A 14,100-nucleotide genomic window follows, 5' to 3' on the forward strand; every position below is an offset into this window, starting at 1 on the left:
CGCTTTCGCGGCGTATGACGATCCGATGTGGAACAGCGTAACGCGCTCGTCGCTACGCTTTCCGCTTCACGTCCTTGATGCTGGAGAACGTGATGCCCTCGGCACGCTCGCGGGTATAGCCTAAATAAAATTCATTCTTGGCCAAAAATACGGGATCGCCATCGACATCGTCGGCAACGCCGGAGCCGTTGGCGGCGATAAAGCCGTCGAGCTTCTTGCGGTCGTCTGATGAAATCCAGCGCGCCAGCTGAAACTCCGAGACCTCGAATTCCACCGGCAGCGAATATTCGGCGTCGAGCCGTGCCTTCAGCACGTCGAGCTGCAGCGGCCCGACCACGCCGACCAAGGCCGGCGCGCCGTCGCGCGGCCGGAACACCTGCACCACGCCCTCTTCCGACATCTGCTGCAAGGCTTCTTTGAGCTTCTTGGCCTTCATCGCGTCGGTCAGCCGCACCCGGCGGACGATTTCCGGGGCGAAGCTCGGCACGCCGACGAAGGTAAGATCCTCGCCTTCGGTCAGCGTGTCGCCGATCCGCAACGTGCCGTGATTGGGAATGCCGACGACGTCGCCGGCGAAGGCCTCGTCGGCCAGCGCGCGATCTTGTGCGAAGAAGAATTGCGGGCTCGACAGGCTCATATTCTTGCCTGTGCGCACCAGCTTCGCCTTCATGCCGCGCGTCAGCTTGCCCGAACACAGCCGCGCGAACGCGATGCGGTCGCGATGGTTGGGATCCATATTTGCCTGGATCTTGAACACGAAGGCGCTCATGCGCGGCTCCGATGCCTCGACCTTGCGCAGATTACTGTCCTGCGCACGCGGCGGCGGCGCGAATTTGCCGAGGCCCTCCAGGAGATCGCCGACGCCGAAATTGCGCAGCGCGCTGCCGAAATAGACCGGCGTCATGTGGCCTTCGCGAAAGGAAGCCAGATCGAACGGTTTGCTGGCTTCCTTCACCAGCGCCAGTTCGTCGGTGATTTCGTTGACGTCGAGATTGGCGTTGCGTCCTGCGAGTTCGGCGACGTCGATGTTTTCGGCAGCACCGGTCTTGGCGCCGCCGCCTTCGAGCAGACGGATGCCGCCGGTGGAAATATCGTAGGTGCCGAGAAAATCGCGGCCACGGCCGACCGGCCAGGTCATCGGCGTGGTGTCGAGTGCCAGCGTCTTTTCGATCTCGTCGAGGAGATCGAAGGTATCGCGGCTCTCGCGATCCATCTTGTTGATGAAGGTGATGATCGGAATGTCGCGGAGACGGCAGACTTCGATCAGCTTCAGCGTCCGCGCCTCGATGCCTTTGGCGGCATCGATCACCATCACGGCGGAGTCGACCGCGGTCAGCGTGCGGTAGGTATCTTCGGAAAAGTCCTCGTGGCCCGGCGTGTCCAACAAGTTGAACACCAGATTCTGGAACTCAAACGTCATCACCGAGGTCACGACCGAGATGCCGCGATCGCGCTCAATCTTCATCCAGTCCGAACGGGTGTTGCGCCGTTCGCCCTTGGCCTTGACCTGGCCGGCCAGATTGATGGCGCCGCCGAACAGCAGCAGCTTTTCGGTCAGCGTGGTCTTGCCGGCGTCCGGATGCGAGATGATGGCAAAGGTACGCCGCCGCTCCACCTCTGCGGCAATCGGTGAACGGGACAAGGATTCGGCAAGGACGAGGTCAGACATCAGCGAGCCTGTGGCAGGGAAACCGGGCGCAATCAAGGGGGATTGCAGGGCACAGGCGCGGTTGCGCGCGGGCCCGCTCGACCTCATATAGTTGGTGCGAGGACGACCTCCAATCCATCCATCATCATCATGCGCAGGGACGACCCTGCTTGCCCGGAGGCCGTCTTATGGCGTGGCTGCTGTTGTTGATCGCGGGTTTGCTGGAAGTCGGCTGGGCGGTCGGACTTAAATATACCGAGGGTTTTACCCGTCTCGTTCCCTCCGTGCTGACGCTGGTCAGCATGGCCGCCAGCGTCGGCATGCTGGGCCTGGCGCTCAAAACGCTGCCGATCGGAACCGCCTACGCGGTGTGGACCGGGATCGGCGCGGTCGGCACCGCGATCCTGGGCATCGTGCTGTTCGGCGATCCCGCCGGGATCGCGCGGATTGCCTGCATCGGCCTGATCATCGCCGGCATCGTCGGACTGAAGCTGGTGACGTGAGCTCTATTTGGAGAGGCTGACCAGATTGACCGCCCAATACGCCAGCGCCGCCACGAGCGCCGAGGCCGGGATGGTGATGACCCAGGCATAGACGATCGAGCTCGCCACGTTCCAGCGCACCGCCGAGGCACGCCGCGCCGCGCCGACGCCGATGATCGCGCCGGTGATGGTGTGGGTAGTCGAGACGGGAACACCGAGCCACGTCGCCATGAACAGCGTCGCGGCCCCGCCGGTCTCGGCACAAAACCCCTGCATCGGCGTCAGCTTTGTGATCCGAAGGCCCATGGTCCGGACGATCCGCCAGCCTCCCATCAGGGTACCCAGCGCCATCGCTGCCTGGCACGCCAGCACCACCCAGAACGGCACTGAAAATTCTGTGCCAAGGTGTCCCTGCGAATACAGCAGCACCGCGATGATGCCCATGGTCTTTTGCGCATCATTGCCGCCATGTCCCAGCGAATACAGCGATGCCGAGACGAACTGCAGAATGCGGAAAGCGCGGTCGACCGCGAATGGCGTCGAGCGTACCGACGCCCAGGACACGATCGCAACCAGTACCAGCGCCAGCAAAAATCCGACCAACGGCGACACCACGATAGCGAGCAATGTCTTCGACAGGCCGCTCCAGACCGCCGCCGAAATTCCGGCCTTGGCCATGCCGCCTCCGACCAGTCCCCCAATCAGAGCGTGCGAACTACTCGACGGTATTCCCAAGCCCCATGTGATCAGGTTCCAGACGATCGCGCCTATCAACGCGGCGAATATCACCTGCGCGTCGATGATGCTGGGATCGATGATCCCGGTGCCGATGGTATTTGCGACATGAAGCCCGAACACCAGGAAGGCGATGAAATTGAAGAACGCCGCCCACAGCACGGCGTATTGCGGCCGCAGCACCCGGGTCGATACGATCGTCGCAATCGAGTTGGCGGCGTCGTGCAATCCATTGAGGAAGTCGAACAGCAACGCGACTGCGATTAATCCGACCAGAATCGGAAGACCAAGCGTGGCATCCACTGCGCGGCCCTGCCCTATACCTGCTCGATCACGATACTGTTGATCTCATTGGCAACGTCGTCGAACCGGTCGGCGACTTTCTCCAGATGGTCGTAGATCTCCGCACCGACGATGAAATCCATCGCGTTGGCATTGCGGTGCTTGAGGAACAGCTCCTTGAGGCCGATGTCGTGGAGATCGTCGACCCGGCCCTCCAGCTTAGTCAGTTCCTCCGTGATCGCCGTCAGCATCGCGACATTGGCGCCGATCGATTGCATCAGCGGTAGCGCGCGGTCCACGAGGTTGGCGCATTCGACCAGCAGCGTTCCCATTTCCCGCATCGGCGGCTCGAACGTGCGCACCTCGAACAGAATGACCGCCTTGGCGGTCTGCTGCATCTGGTCGATGGCGTCGTCCATCGAGGTGATCAGGTTCTTGATATCGCCGCGATCAAACGGCGTGATAAAGGTCCTGCGCACCGCGGTGAGCACCTCGCGGGTGATATTGTCGGCGTCGTTTTCAAACTGATTGACGCGCTGGCAGAACGCCGGCGTTTCCTCGCCGCCGCGCAGCATGTCCTGCAACGCCAGCGCGCCCTGCACAACGGTCTGGGAATGCCGGGCGAACAGCTCGAAAAATCGCTCCTCCCTCGGAAGAAAGGCGCGAAACCAACGCAGCATCTGACATGTCCACTGTTGCGGGAATGGCGGCCGAACCGGCCTGTCACACAGCTGTCATAAACCATTTCGCGCAGCCAGCGGCTATCGGACCCGGGTCATCCACCGCTTTGTAGCGGCCGGAAACGTTCCGGAATTGATTCCGCTTACAGGGAACGCCGGAAATAGTGCGCGATCTCGCCGATCACGCCGCGGCGGAAGGTCAGCACACAGACCACGAAAATCACGCCCTGGATCACCGTCACCCATTGTCCGAAGCCGGCGAGATACTGCTGCATGGCGATGATGACGAAGGCGCCGACCACCGGGCCGAACACAGTGCCAAGCCCTCCCACCAGCGTCATCAGCACGATTTCGCCCGACATGGTCCAGTGCACATCGGTGAGCGAGGCGTTCTGCGCCACGAACACCTTCAGCGAGCCGGCAAACCCCGCCAGCGTTCCCGACAGGATATAGGCAAGCAGCTTGTAGTGATCGGTCTTGTAGCCGAGCGAGATGGCGCGCTGCTCGTTTTCCCGGATCGACTTCAGCACCTCGCCGAACGGCGAGTTGATGGTGCGAAAGATCAGCAGAAAACCGAACAGGAACCCGGCGAGGATGACGTAATAAAGCACCGTCGAATTCGCGAGATTGAAAACTCCGAACAGGTATCCCTGCGGGATGCCCTGAATGCCGTCTTCGCCATGGGTGAACGGCGCCTGCAGATAGATGAAGTACAAAAGTTGCGACAGCGCGAGCGTAATCATCGCGAAATAGATGCCCTGGCGGCGAATGGCGACGACGCCGGTGATGACGCCAAGCCCGGCGGCGCCCGCGGTGCCGACCAGAATTCCAAGCTCGGGTGTAAAGCCCCAGACCTTCAGCGCATGCGCGGTGAAGTAGCCCGCTGTGCCCAGAAACATCGCGTGCCCGAACGAGAGCAATCCGCCATAGCCGATCAGCAGGTTGAAGGCGCAAGCCAACAGCGCGAAACAAAGCGCTTGCATCACGAAGAACGGATAGATGCCGGTCAGCGGCACGATCGCCAACAGCGCGGTCATGATGCCGAACGCGATCAATTCGTCGCGGATGGCGCTCGGGGTGACAGGTATCGAATCGTCGGTTATCGCCGCCATGTCAGGTCGCCCGTCCCGTCAGTCCCGAAGGCTTCACAAGCAACACCAGCACCATGAGGACAAATACCACCGTGTTGGAAGCCTCGGGATAAAAGTATTTTGTCAGTCCTTCGATCACGCCAAGCGCAAAGCCGGTGATGATCGATCCCATGATGGAACCCATGCCGCCGATCACCACCACCGCGAACACGACGATGATCAGATCGGCGCCCATCAGCGGCCGCACCTGATTGATAGGCGCCGACAACACTCCGGCCAGCGCGGCAAGGCCGACGCCAAGCCCATAGGTCAGCGTGATCATTCGCGGCACGTTGATGCCGAATGCACGCACCAGCGTCGGGTTCTCAGTGGCGGCGCGCAGATTGGCGCCGAGCCGCGTCCGCTCGATCAGGTACCAGGTGAGCAGACAGACGATCAGCGAAAACACCACCACCCAGCCGCGATAGATCGGCAGGAACATGAATCCGAGGTTCATGCCGCCTTTCAACTCATCCGGGATCGCATAGGGCAGCCCGGAGGAGCCGAAATAATTTTGAAAGATGCCCTGGATGATCAGCGCCAGGCCGAATGTCAGCAACAGCCCGTAGAGATGATCGAGGCCGGAAAGCCATTGCAGCATCGTCCGCTCGAGGATCATGCCGAAAATGCCGACTGCGATCGGAGCGATGATCAGCGCCGGCCAATATCCGATGCCGGCTATGTTGAGCAGGAAATAGGCGCAGAAAGCGCCCATCATGTAGAGCGCGCCATGCGCGAAATTGATGATGTTGAGCATTCCGAAGATCACGGCGAGCCCAAGGCTCAGCAGCGCGTAAAACGAGCCGTTGATCAGTCCCACCAGGAGCTGTGCGTAGAGAGCTTGCATCGATCGATCTTTCGCACTCAACCTTTGAATGACGTCGGGTGGAACCCGCCGGCGCAAGGCCGGCGGGTAACGGTTGTTACTTCTTTACCAGCGGACAGGTGCTTTCCGAAAGCGGCCGGAAAGCCAGCTCTCCCGGGGTCGTTCCGATCAGCTTGTAGTAATCCCAGGGTCCCTTGGATTCTTCCGGCTTCTTGACCTCGAACAGATAGGCCGGGTGAATTTTGCGGCCATCGGCGCGGATCGTACCTTTGCCAAACAGCGGATCGTCCGTCGGCATTTCCTTCATTTTCGCCACCACTTTCGCGCCGTCATGCGGATTGCCGCCCATGGCCTCGAGTGCCTTGAAATAGTGCATCAGCCCGGAATAGACGCCGGCCTGCACCATCGAGGGCTGCGCCTTGTTTTTCATGCGGCCGGAAAAGCGCTTCGAAAACGCGCGGGTTCCGTCGTTCAGATCCCAGTAGAACGTTTCCGTAAAACTCAGACCCTGCGCCACGTTCAAACCAAGCGCGTGGACGTCGGTGATGAACAACAGCAGACCCGCGAGTTTCTGGCCACCCTTGACGATGCCGAATTCCGACGCCTGTTTGATTGTATTAGTCGTGTCGCCGCCGGCATTGGCCATGCCGACAATCTTGGCTTTGGAAGCCTGCGCCTGCAGCAGGAACGAGGAGAAGTCAGACGAATTCAGCGGATGCTTGACGGTGCCAAGCACCTTGCCGCCTGACTTGGTTACGACCGCGGTGGTGTCACGCTCCAGCGCTGCGCCGAAAGCGTAGTCGGCGGTCAGGAAGTACCAGGTGTCGCCGCCGGCCTTCACCAGGGCCTGGCCGGTGCTGTTGGCGAGCATGTAGGTGTCATACACCCAGTGAATCGTGTTCGGCGTGCATTGGGCATTGGTGAGGTCCGACGACGCCGCGCCGGTATTGATCATGATGGAGTTCTTCTCCTTCACGAGATTATTGACCGCCAGCCCGACGCCGGAGTTCAGCACGTCCATGAAGACGTCGACCTTCTCGACGTCGATCCATTGGCGCCCAATGTTGGTGGCAATGTCGGGCTTGTTCTGGTGGTCGGCGGAAATGATGTCGATCTTCCAGCCCTTGGCTGCAAAGCCCGAATCCTCGACCGCCATCTGGGCCGCCAGGGTGGAGCCTGCGCCGCCGAGGTCGGAGTAAAGCCCGGAATTATCGGTCAGCACACCGATCTTCACGGTTTTGTCCTGCGCAAAGCTGCCGCTGCTTGCGGCAAACGCCAGCGCGGTGCCGAGCAAAAGAGCTGATATTCTGTTTTTCATTTTCTCTCCTTGAATCCTGCTTGAAGTAATTGTTCAGACGCCGAGGTAGGTGTGAAGTTTTCCCATATTGGCCTGCAGCTCCGAGTTCATGAAACCGTCGATGATCTTGCCGTGCTCGACGATGTAGTAGCGGTCCGCGACCGTCGCCGCGAACCGGAAGTTCTGTTCCACCAGAAGAATCGTAAAACCTTCTTTCTTGAGCCGTGCGATGGTGTGGCCGATCTGCTGGATAATGACGGGCGCGAGGCCCTCGGTCGGCTCGTCCAGCATCAGAAACCGCGCGCCGGTGCGCAGGATTCTCGCGATCGCCAGCATCTGCTGCTCGCCGCCGGACAATTTGGTGCCCTGGCTGTTGAGCCGTTCCTTGAGGTTGGGAAACAGCTCGAAGATCTGATCCAGCGACAGGCCGCCGCTGCGCACCACCGGCGGCAGCAGCAGGTTTTCGCGAACGTCGAGGCTGGCGAAAATCCCGCGCTCCTCGGGGCAAAAGGCGACGCCCATGCGCGCAATCCGGTCCGAGGACGCGCGGATGATTTCCTCGCCGTTGAAACGGACCGAGCCGGTGCGCTTGCCGATGATCCCCATCACCGATTTCAGCGTGGTGGTCTTGCCGGCGCCGTTGCGTCCGAGCAATGTGACCACCTCGCCGGCATTCACGTTGAGATCGATGCCGTGAAGGATGTGAGACTCGCCGTACCAGGCTTCGAGATTTTGCACCGAAAGTACCGGTGTGCCTGAGCTGGATGTTGCTGCGGGTTTCGTGGCCATTTCCAACTCAGGCATGACCCGCCCCCAGATAGGCTTCCTTGACGCGCTCGTCCTTGGACAGGTCGGCATAGTTGCCTTCCGCCAGGACGTGACCGCGCGTCAGCACCGTAATGATGTCGCAAAGGTTGGCGACCACGTTCAGATTGTGTTCGACCATCAGGACCGTGAATTTCGCGGAGATGCGCTTGATCAGCGCGGCGATCTTGTCAATGTCTTCATGGCCCATGCCGGCCATCGGCTCATCAAGCAGCATCATTTCCGGATCGAGCGCCAGCGTCGTCGCAATCTCGAGCGCGCGCTTGCGCCCATAGGGCATCTCGACCGCCGGTGTTTTTGCAAACTCGCTCAGGCCGACATCATCCAGCAACTCATGGGCACGGCCGTTGAAACGGTCGAGCACGGTCTTGGAACGCCAGAAATCGAAGGAGTGCCCATGCTGACGCTGCAACGCGACCCGCACATTCTCAAGCGCGGTCAAATGCGGGAATACCGCTGAAATCTGGAACGAGCGCACCAGACCGAGGCGCGCCACGTCGGCTGGCGCCAGGGCGGTAATATCGTGCCCCTTGTACAGGATCTTGCCGGCTGAAGGCTTCAGGAACTTGGTCAAAAGATTGAAGCACGTCGTCTTCCCGGCCCCGTTTGGACCGATCAACGCATGAATGCTGCCACGGCGAACCCGAAGATCGACATTGCGAACGGCGAAGAAGCCCGCGAATTCCTTGGTCAATCCTTGGGTTTCGAGAATGAACTCATCGGCCAATCAAATTTCCCCCATAGCCTCGCCGCGAAGTCCCTCGCGCGTGGCCAATTTTTGCTAACCGGCAGGCTCTCCCAGACGCCCTGGAAAATCCCGTCCCGGACCGGCCGCCCCCGGGCGGAATATGCCGTCAATGGCCCGGTATACGCAAGATGCAATGCAGCCATACGGCGAGGCGAGCCCGGTGCGGATTCGCCATTAGTCGAATTGCGCAAAACCCGAATTTGCTGGTTCGCCGCCTGCTTTCGTTCGCGCCCCGGCCTTTCACTGCGCATCGGAAGACATCATCGAGCGGAGCCGGGCTAGCCGCGCCGGGACCGGCCCGATGACGCCACTTCCTTGGCATAGACTTCCGGCTTGAATCCAACCAGCAACTTGCCGCCGAGATCGAGCACCGGCCGCTTGATCATCGATGGCTGCGCCAGCATCAATGCGAGCGCTTTGCGCTCGTTGAGGCCTTCCCTTTCGATCTCGGGCAGTTTGCGAAACGTGGTGCCAGCGCGGTTGAGCAACGTTTCCCATCCGAGTTCGTCGCTCCAGCGCTTGAGCTTGTCCTTCGCGATGCCTTCGGTCTTGTAGTCATGAAAGCCGTAAGCGACGCCATGGCTGTCGAGCCAGGCGCGGGCCTTCTTCATGGTGTCGCAGTTCTTGATGCCGTAGATGGTGATGGACATTTTAATCGCGTCGTTAGGGTGCGGGGAAGCTGCTCATCTTCCGGGATTCTTGTCGCGCCAGCAAGGCCGGAGCTACTCCCGATCTCCCAACGCGGCGCAGTGCGCCGGCCACGACAGGGCCTCGCCGCTCCGGAGCGCGGATCAGGACCGGCGAGCACCGCTCCGTCGGCTGGAGATCAGCTTTAGCCAAGGCGCCGAATGGAAGGCACTCATCAGCAGGTACATCAGGACCATTCCGCTCAGCGGTGACGCATCTTGCGCGGCCGAGCAGAGCATGTTTGAGCCGCTACCAAAAACACCTGTCAGCAGCGCCATGACCGCGAAGGTCGGCGCGGCCGCGAGGCACAGCCAGTCGGCCGCGCGAAAGGCGGCCGCATTGCCGCTTCCGGCGCGGGCGCTCGCCGTTTTACATTGGGCAACAATCATCACGTCGAGACTCCTGTCGGGCGCGTTCATCGGCGCTGAGACCTTCATGCTCCTCCCGGTTGTGGAACGTTGTCGTACCGAAATTGAACCTTCGTTCGTACCGTTCTCGACACGACGTGCTGGTTGGAGGTCGTGAGATAGATTATGACCGGGCATCGATCGGTGGGAGTGACAAGTGTGGCGGGATTTCGATGGACTCGCTGATCACGGCCGCGGCGCGTGCGCTCGCAGCGGGTGATCCGCTCGGCGCACTGAATCGGATCGCCTTGCGCGACGACGCGCCCGCGCTCGCGCTTCGAGGCATCGCGATGGCGCAGCTCGGCGATCTCGCTCGAGCGAAAACTCTCGTGCGAAGTGCGGCGCGCGCCTTCGGTCCGAAAGAGGCGATGGCCCGCGCGCGGTGCATCGTTGCCGAGGCCGAGATCGCGCTTGTCTCGCGCGATCTGGGCTGGCCTGCGAAGGCGCTCGACGCCGCGCGGGTGACGCTCGAAGAACACGGCGACAAGGTAAACGCTGCGCACGCGCGGTATCTCGAGGTCCGGCGCCTGCTCCTGATCGGACGCCTCGACGAGGCCGAGCGTAAGCTCGCCGAGCTCGACCCCGCGCCCCTCCCGCCCGCATTGAGGGCCGCCCACGAGCTGGTCGTTGCGGGGATCGCGATGCGACGCCTCCGGACGAAGACGGCGCGCGCGGCGCTCGCCCGGGCCGAGCGAGCCGCGCGCCACGCAGCGATCCCTGCGCTGGCGGCGGAGATCGAAAGCGCATCCCTCGTCCTCAACACGCCCGCGGCGCGCCTGATTGCGCGTGGCAAGGCGCGCCCCCTCCTGCTCGAGGAGGTTGAAGCGTTACTGGCCTCAAAGGCGCTCGTCGTGGACGCGTGCCGTCATGTCGTGCGTGACGCACGCACGGTGATCTCGCTCGCACGGCGTCCGGTGTTGTTCGCGCTCGCACGCGCGCTCGGCGAAGCGTGGCCCAAAGACGTGTCGAGAGGCACGCTGGTCGCGCGGGCATTCCGGGCGAAGCACGCCGATGAATCGCATCGCGCGCGGTTGCGGGTCGAAGTCGGGCGGCTTCGCAGGATGCTTCGGACGCTGGCCGGCGTGAGCGCGACCAGCCAAGGGTTTGCGCTGGTGCCGCACCGTGCACGCGAGGTCGTGGTGCTGGCGCGGGCCGTCGAAGAGGAGCATGCGGCGGTGCTCGCCTTCCTCGCCGACGGTGAGTCGTGGTCGAGCTCGGCGCTGGCGCTTGCACTTGGAGCCAGCCAGCGCACCGTGCAGCGGGCACTCGACCAGCTTGCGGCCGCAGGCAAGGCGCAGTCGTATGGTCGCGGGCGAGCGCGTCGCTGGATGACCCCGCCCGTGCCGGGATTCACGACGACCTTGTTACTCCCCGCTCCGCTGCCGAGTGGCTAGGATGGAGCACTTACCGAGTGCCAAGGATGGAAACATGAATAGATCAGCGGCCGAAATCCTCCGTGAGTATGGGCCCTTTGAAGGTGTCGACGGCGTGCATGGGGTCACCTATGACGGGCAGCAAGTCTGGTTTGCGTCCGGAGACAGGCTCAACGCCCTAGACCCCGCAAGCGGGAAGATGGTGCGCTCGATCAATGTCTCCGCGCATGCAGGAACCGCCTTCGACGGCCAACACCTGTTTCAGATCGCCGAGGATCGGATTCAGAAGATCGATCCGAAGACCGGCCGTGTGCTCGCCACGATCCCGGCGCCCGGCGGCGGCGGTGACTCAGGCCTCGCATGGGCCGAAGGGACGCTCTGGGTGGGGCAGTGTCGGGACCGGAAGATCCATCAAGTCGATCCCCAGACAGGGGCTATCCTTCGCACCATCGAGTCCAACCGCTTCGTCACCGGCGTCACCTGGATCGACGGAGAACTCTGGCACGCGACCTGGGAAGGCGACGAGAGCGAATTGCGGCGAGTAGATCCTCAAACCGGAGCGGTCCTGGAGAGGCTCGATATGCCGCCCGGAGCGGCCGTGTCGGGGCTCGAGTCCGATGGCGGCGATCGGTTCTTCTGCGGAGGCGGAAACACCGGGAAAGTCAGAGCGGTGCGGCGGCCCAGGCAGGCGTAGCGGCGGGTAGCGGCTCCAAGATCCCATCGACGCCAAGAGCAAAAAATCGACAGCGCAAGTAATCGACGCGCCGATTCTGCGGGAGAAATAATCCTCACACTCAGCGGTAGCCGTGAGCAGATCTCGGCTTTGATGATGCGTGGATCCAGGCATCCATCATGCCCCAATTGCTGCAGCCGAAAATGATTATTGCGGAATGCGTACGCAAATGTTGGAGTGCCGGTCGAAATCGGCCGAAGACCTCGCCGGAATACCGAAGGTCGCAAGAAGGGCTGATCGGGCGAGTGTTCGACGTTTCGTAGCAAGGGCGACACGGAGGCGCCAAAATGGACTATCTGGGCGCGCTGCGTATGTTCGTGCGAGCGGTAGAGGTCGGCAGCTTTTCGAAAGCTGCAATTGCCACGAATACCAAGACATCGACCGTCTCGCGCGCGATCGCCGGCCTTGAAGAGGATCTCGGTGTCACCCTGTTTCATCGCACCACGCGCCGCGCGCATCTCACCGAACCGGGCGCCACATTCTACGAGCACGCACGCGGCGTTCTGCGGGGCCTGGAGGAAGCGCGGGATGCGGCCTCGGCGATGGAGGGGCGGCCACAGGGATTGATCCGCCTGCATATCCCGAGCGCCTTCGGCCGGCTGCACATCATGCCGTTCGTGCCGGACTTCCTGGCCGCCTATCCCGATATTCGTCTCGATGTCTCACTGACCGATGTGCGGGTCGATCTGGTGGCCGTCGGCGCCGACCTGGCGATCCGTATCGGTCCGCTCATCGATTCCGTCATGCTGGCCCGCAAGCTCGCGCCGCACCGGCGCATTGTCTGCGCGAGCCCGGCCTACCTGGAACGCGGGCCTCCGATCGCCGAGCCGACCGACCTGCTGCAGCACAATTGTCTTGTCTATACGCTGCAGCCGACCGATCGTTGGTTCTTTCGTCACCCGAGCGAGGCAGGCGATGCTTTCGAGGAAGTACCCGTCAACGGCACGCTGCATGCCGACGACGCCGAGCCGCTGCGCGATGCGGCGCTTGCCGGCGTAGGAGTCGTTCTCCTCCCGACATGGCTGGTCGGCGAGGATATCAAGACGGGTCGCCTGCGGCGCGTGCTTCCCGAGTGGTCCTCCATGATCGCCACCAAGCCGAGTGGCATCTTCGGGGTTTTTCCTCCGCATCGCATGATGCCTCCGAAGGTGCGGGCCTTTCTGGACTTTGCCCAGAAACGGTTTGGCAAGCCGCCCTACTGGGATCCTGATTGGAAAGAGGACCGGCGTAAGACCTCACACGACTTCACCGAATAAGACGTCTCAGAGAGCGTCGTCGGACAATCGCGGCGCGTTGCGCGCCCCGCATCAATCTTTCCCAGCATCGGGAATAGAGCGCAGCCGATCGTTAACCCATATGAGCCTTACGCCTGACGGCGATGGTTTCACTCTAGATTCTTAAGGAGAAGTGCTATGTCGAAACTTGGTATTGTAGGGGCGACGGCCGCCCTGTCACTCGCGTTGGCAGTTGCAACCCCGGCCTTCGCCGCGGGGTTTCACGGCGTCCCCGGTGGCGGGGCCATGGACGTCGGCATCGGCGGGTTCCGCGGTGCTCAGGCAAGCGCGGTATCGAGCGCTGATGCTTCCTATTGCCGGAGTCTTGGGGCGTACTACGACTCGACATCCGGGAAGTATATGGACGACACTGGCCTGTGGCTTCCTTGCCCATAGAGGCAAGAAAAGAGCGGCTCAGGCCGCTCTTTTCTTATGCTCGACACTTTCCATGCTCGACAATCGGCCCAAGATTGAAAGCGCCAAGCTTCACATCCTTCGGGCGGTTGTCCTTTTGGCCGCCTCAGTTGGCGGGGCTTGAACGAGCTGAGATGAACCGATGGCCGTTGCGCACTTCTGATTATGGCACTTTTCGGACTTGCGGGCATGTCTGCTACACGGTCGCTATTAGGTGGCGAGTTCAACCGATCGCTGCAACACATTCTGCGAACTTCTCAGCCGGCGTCTGATAGAGCAAGGTCTTTCTCGGCCTTTCATTGAGCTGCCTTGCGATGGCACTGAGCTTGGCCTGGCTGTGCAAGGACAGATCGGTGCCGCGCGGAAGATACTGGCGCAGCAATCTGTTGGTGTTTTCGTTTGAGCCGCGCTGCCAGGGAGACCGAGGGTCACAAAAATAGACATCAACCTCGGTGGCCAATGTCAGGCGCTGATGGTCGGCAAGCTCTTTGCCTCTGTCCCAGGTCAGCGACCGGTAAAGCTCGCTGGGCAATCGCTGCGATTGCTTGATCAGCGCCGA

The 14,100-nt window shown here is 61.7% G+C and carries 15 protein-coding genes; 4 read left to right on the forward strand and 11 right to left on the reverse strand.

Annotated features, from left to right (window positions below; genetic code table 11):
* Positions 1-52 precede the first annotated feature (52 nt).
* Complete coding sequence (locus N554_RS0126480) at positions 53-1,669, reverse strand: peptide chain release factor 3 (protein WP_029586260.1); 1,617 nt, start codon at positions 1,667-1,669, stop codon at positions 53-55.
* A 167-nt stretch (positions 1,670-1,836) separates the two neighbouring features.
* Between N554_RS0126480 and sugE the strand changes: the two genes are divergently transcribed.
* Positions 1,837-2,151, forward strand: coding sequence for a quaternary ammonium compound efflux SMR transporter SugE (sugE, locus tag N554_RS0126485; RefSeq protein WP_029586261.1), 315 nt, complete (start codon positions 1,837-1,839; stop codon positions 2,149-2,151).
* 3 nt (positions 2,152-2,154) lie between these two features.
* Here sugE and N554_RS0126490 read toward each other — a convergent pair whose 3' ends face one another.
* The 9 genes from N554_RS0126490 to N554_RS0126530 all read right to left on the reverse strand — a co-directional run bounded on the left by N554_RS0126490 (position 2,155) and on the right by N554_RS0126530 (position 9,777).
* Positions 2,155-3,168 (reverse strand): inorganic phosphate transporter, encoded by a 1,014-nt coding sequence (locus N554_RS0126490; protein ID WP_029586262.1) that lies wholly within the window; start codon positions 3,166-3,168, stop codon positions 2,155-2,157.
* Positions 3,169-3,182: 14 nt separating this feature from the next.
* A complete protein-coding gene (locus N554_RS0126495; RefSeq protein ID WP_029586263.1) occupies positions 3,183-3,827 on the reverse strand; it encodes a DUF47 domain-containing protein in 645 nt (214 codons plus the stop codon).
* 143 nt (positions 3,828-3,970) lie between these two features.
* Positions 3,971-4,939, reverse strand: coding sequence for a branched-chain amino acid ABC transporter permease (locus N554_RS0126500; RefSeq protein ID WP_029586264.1), 969 nt, complete (start codon positions 4,937-4,939; stop codon positions 3,971-3,973).
* A 1-nt stretch (position 4,940) separates the two neighbouring features.
* Positions 4,941-5,804: a branched-chain amino acid ABC transporter permease gene (locus tag N554_RS0126505; protein ID WP_029586265.1), complete on the reverse strand. Its 864-nt coding sequence runs from the start codon at positions 5,802-5,804 to the stop codon at positions 4,941-4,943.
* A 76-nt stretch (positions 5,805-5,880) separates the two neighbouring features.
* Positions 5,881-7,101, reverse strand: a complete 1,221-nt coding sequence (locus N554_RS0126510) for an ABC transporter substrate-binding protein (RefSeq protein WP_029586266.1) — start codon at positions 7,099-7,101, stop codon at positions 5,881-5,883.
* Between the two features lie 33 nt (positions 7,102-7,134).
* The gene (locus N554_RS0126515; protein ID WP_029586267.1) at positions 7,135-7,884 is read right to left on the reverse strand and encodes an ABC transporter ATP-binding protein; all 750 of its coding nucleotides are present in this window, start codon (positions 7,882-7,884) and stop codon (positions 7,135-7,137) included.
* Entirely contained in the window at positions 7,877-8,632 is a 756-nt protein-coding gene (locus tag N554_RS0126520) for an ABC transporter ATP-binding protein (RefSeq protein WP_029586268.1), read from the reverse strand. Before N554_RS0126520 ends, N554_RS0126515 begins: the two co-directional genes overlap by 8 nt.
* Before the next feature lie 299 nt (positions 8,633-8,931).
* A complete protein-coding gene (locus N554_RS0126525; RefSeq protein ID WP_029586269.1) occupies positions 8,932-9,303 on the reverse strand; it encodes an ArsC family reductase in 372 nt (123 codons plus the stop codon).
* 141 nt (positions 9,304-9,444) lie between these two features.
* Positions 9,445-9,777, reverse strand: a complete 333-nt coding sequence (locus tag N554_RS0126530; RefSeq protein WP_245283713.1) for a hypothetical protein — start codon at positions 9,775-9,777, stop codon at positions 9,445-9,447.
* A 143-nt stretch (positions 9,778-9,920) separates the two neighbouring features.
* Between N554_RS0126530 and N554_RS0126535 the strand changes: the two genes are divergently transcribed.
* From N554_RS0126535 to N554_RS0126545, 3 genes are all read left to right on the forward strand, one after another.
* The gene (locus tag N554_RS0126535) at positions 9,921-11,141 is read left to right on the forward strand and encodes a hypothetical protein (RefSeq protein ID WP_029586271.1); all 1,221 of its coding nucleotides are present in this window, start codon (positions 9,921-9,923) and stop codon (positions 11,139-11,141) included.
* 34 nt (positions 11,142-11,175) lie between these two features.
* On the forward strand, positions 11,176-11,814 hold the full coding sequence (locus N554_RS0126540) for a Vgb family protein (RefSeq protein ID WP_029586272.1): 639 nt from the start codon (positions 11,176-11,178) through the stop codon (positions 11,812-11,814).
* Between the two features lie 326 nt (positions 11,815-12,140).
* Positions 12,141-13,109 carry a LysR family transcriptional regulator gene (locus N554_RS0126545; protein ID WP_036054178.1) on the forward strand — a complete coding sequence of 323 codons (969 nt, stop codon included), beginning with the start codon at positions 12,141-12,143 and terminating at the stop codon, positions 13,107-13,109.
* A 655-nt stretch (positions 13,110-13,764) separates the two neighbouring features.
* Here N554_RS0126545 and N554_RS0126555 read toward each other — a convergent pair.
* The coding region (locus N554_RS0126555; protein WP_029586275.1) for an IS30 family transposase at positions 13,765-14,100 on the reverse strand (336 nt) is incomplete at its 5' end.

The sequence above is a fragment of the Bradyrhizobium sp. URHD0069 genome, assembly GCF_000701345.1.
In the GTDB taxonomy this organism is placed as follows: Bacteria; Pseudomonadota; Alphaproteobacteria; order Rhizobiales; family Xanthobacteraceae; genus Bradyrhizobium.

Coding starts and splice junctions, on each gene's coding strand:
- N554_RS0126505 (WP_029586265.1), bottom strand. CDS start 5,804: ATGCAAGCTCTCTACGCACAGCTCCTGGTGGGACTGATCAACGGCTCG.
- N554_RS0126515 (WP_029586267.1), bottom strand. CDS start 7,884: ATGCCTGAGTTGGAAATGGCCACGAAACCCGCAGCAACATCCAGCTCA.
- N554_RS0126535 (WP_029586271.1), top strand. CDS start 9,921: ATGGACTCGCTGATCACGGCCGCGGCGCGTGCGCTCGCAGCGGGTGAT.
- N554_RS0126500 (WP_029586264.1), bottom strand. CDS start 4,939: ATGGCGGCGATAACCGACGATTCGATACCTGTCACCCCGAGCGCCATC.
- N554_RS0126495 (WP_029586263.1), bottom strand. CDS start 3,827: ATGCTGCGTTGGTTTCGCGCCTTTCTTCCGAGGGAGGAGCGATTTTTC.
- N554_RS0126540 (WP_029586272.1), top strand. CDS start 11,176: ATGAATAGATCAGCGGCCGAAATCCTCCGTGAGTATGGGCCCTTTGAA.
- N554_RS0126530 (WP_245283713.1), bottom strand. CDS start 9,777: ATGAAGGTCTCAGCGCCGATGAACGCGCCCGACAGGAGTCTCGACGTG.
- N554_RS0126545 (WP_036054178.1), top strand. CDS start 12,141: ATGGACTATCTGGGCGCGCTGCGTATGTTCGTGCGAGCGGTAGAGGTC.
- N554_RS0126510 (WP_029586266.1), bottom strand. CDS start 7,101: ATGAAAAACAGAATATCAGCTCTTTTGCTCGGCACCGCGCTGGCGTTT.
- sugE (WP_029586261.1), top strand. CDS start 1,837: ATGGCGTGGCTGCTGTTGTTGATCGCGGGTTTGCTGGAAGTCGGCTGG.
- N554_RS0126480 (WP_029586260.1), bottom strand. CDS start 1,669: ATGTCTGACCTCGTCCTTGCCGAATCCTTGTCCCGTTCACCGATTGCC.
- N554_RS0126525 (WP_029586269.1), bottom strand. CDS start 9,303: ATGTCCATCACCATCTACGGCATCAAGAACTGCGACACCATGAAGAAG.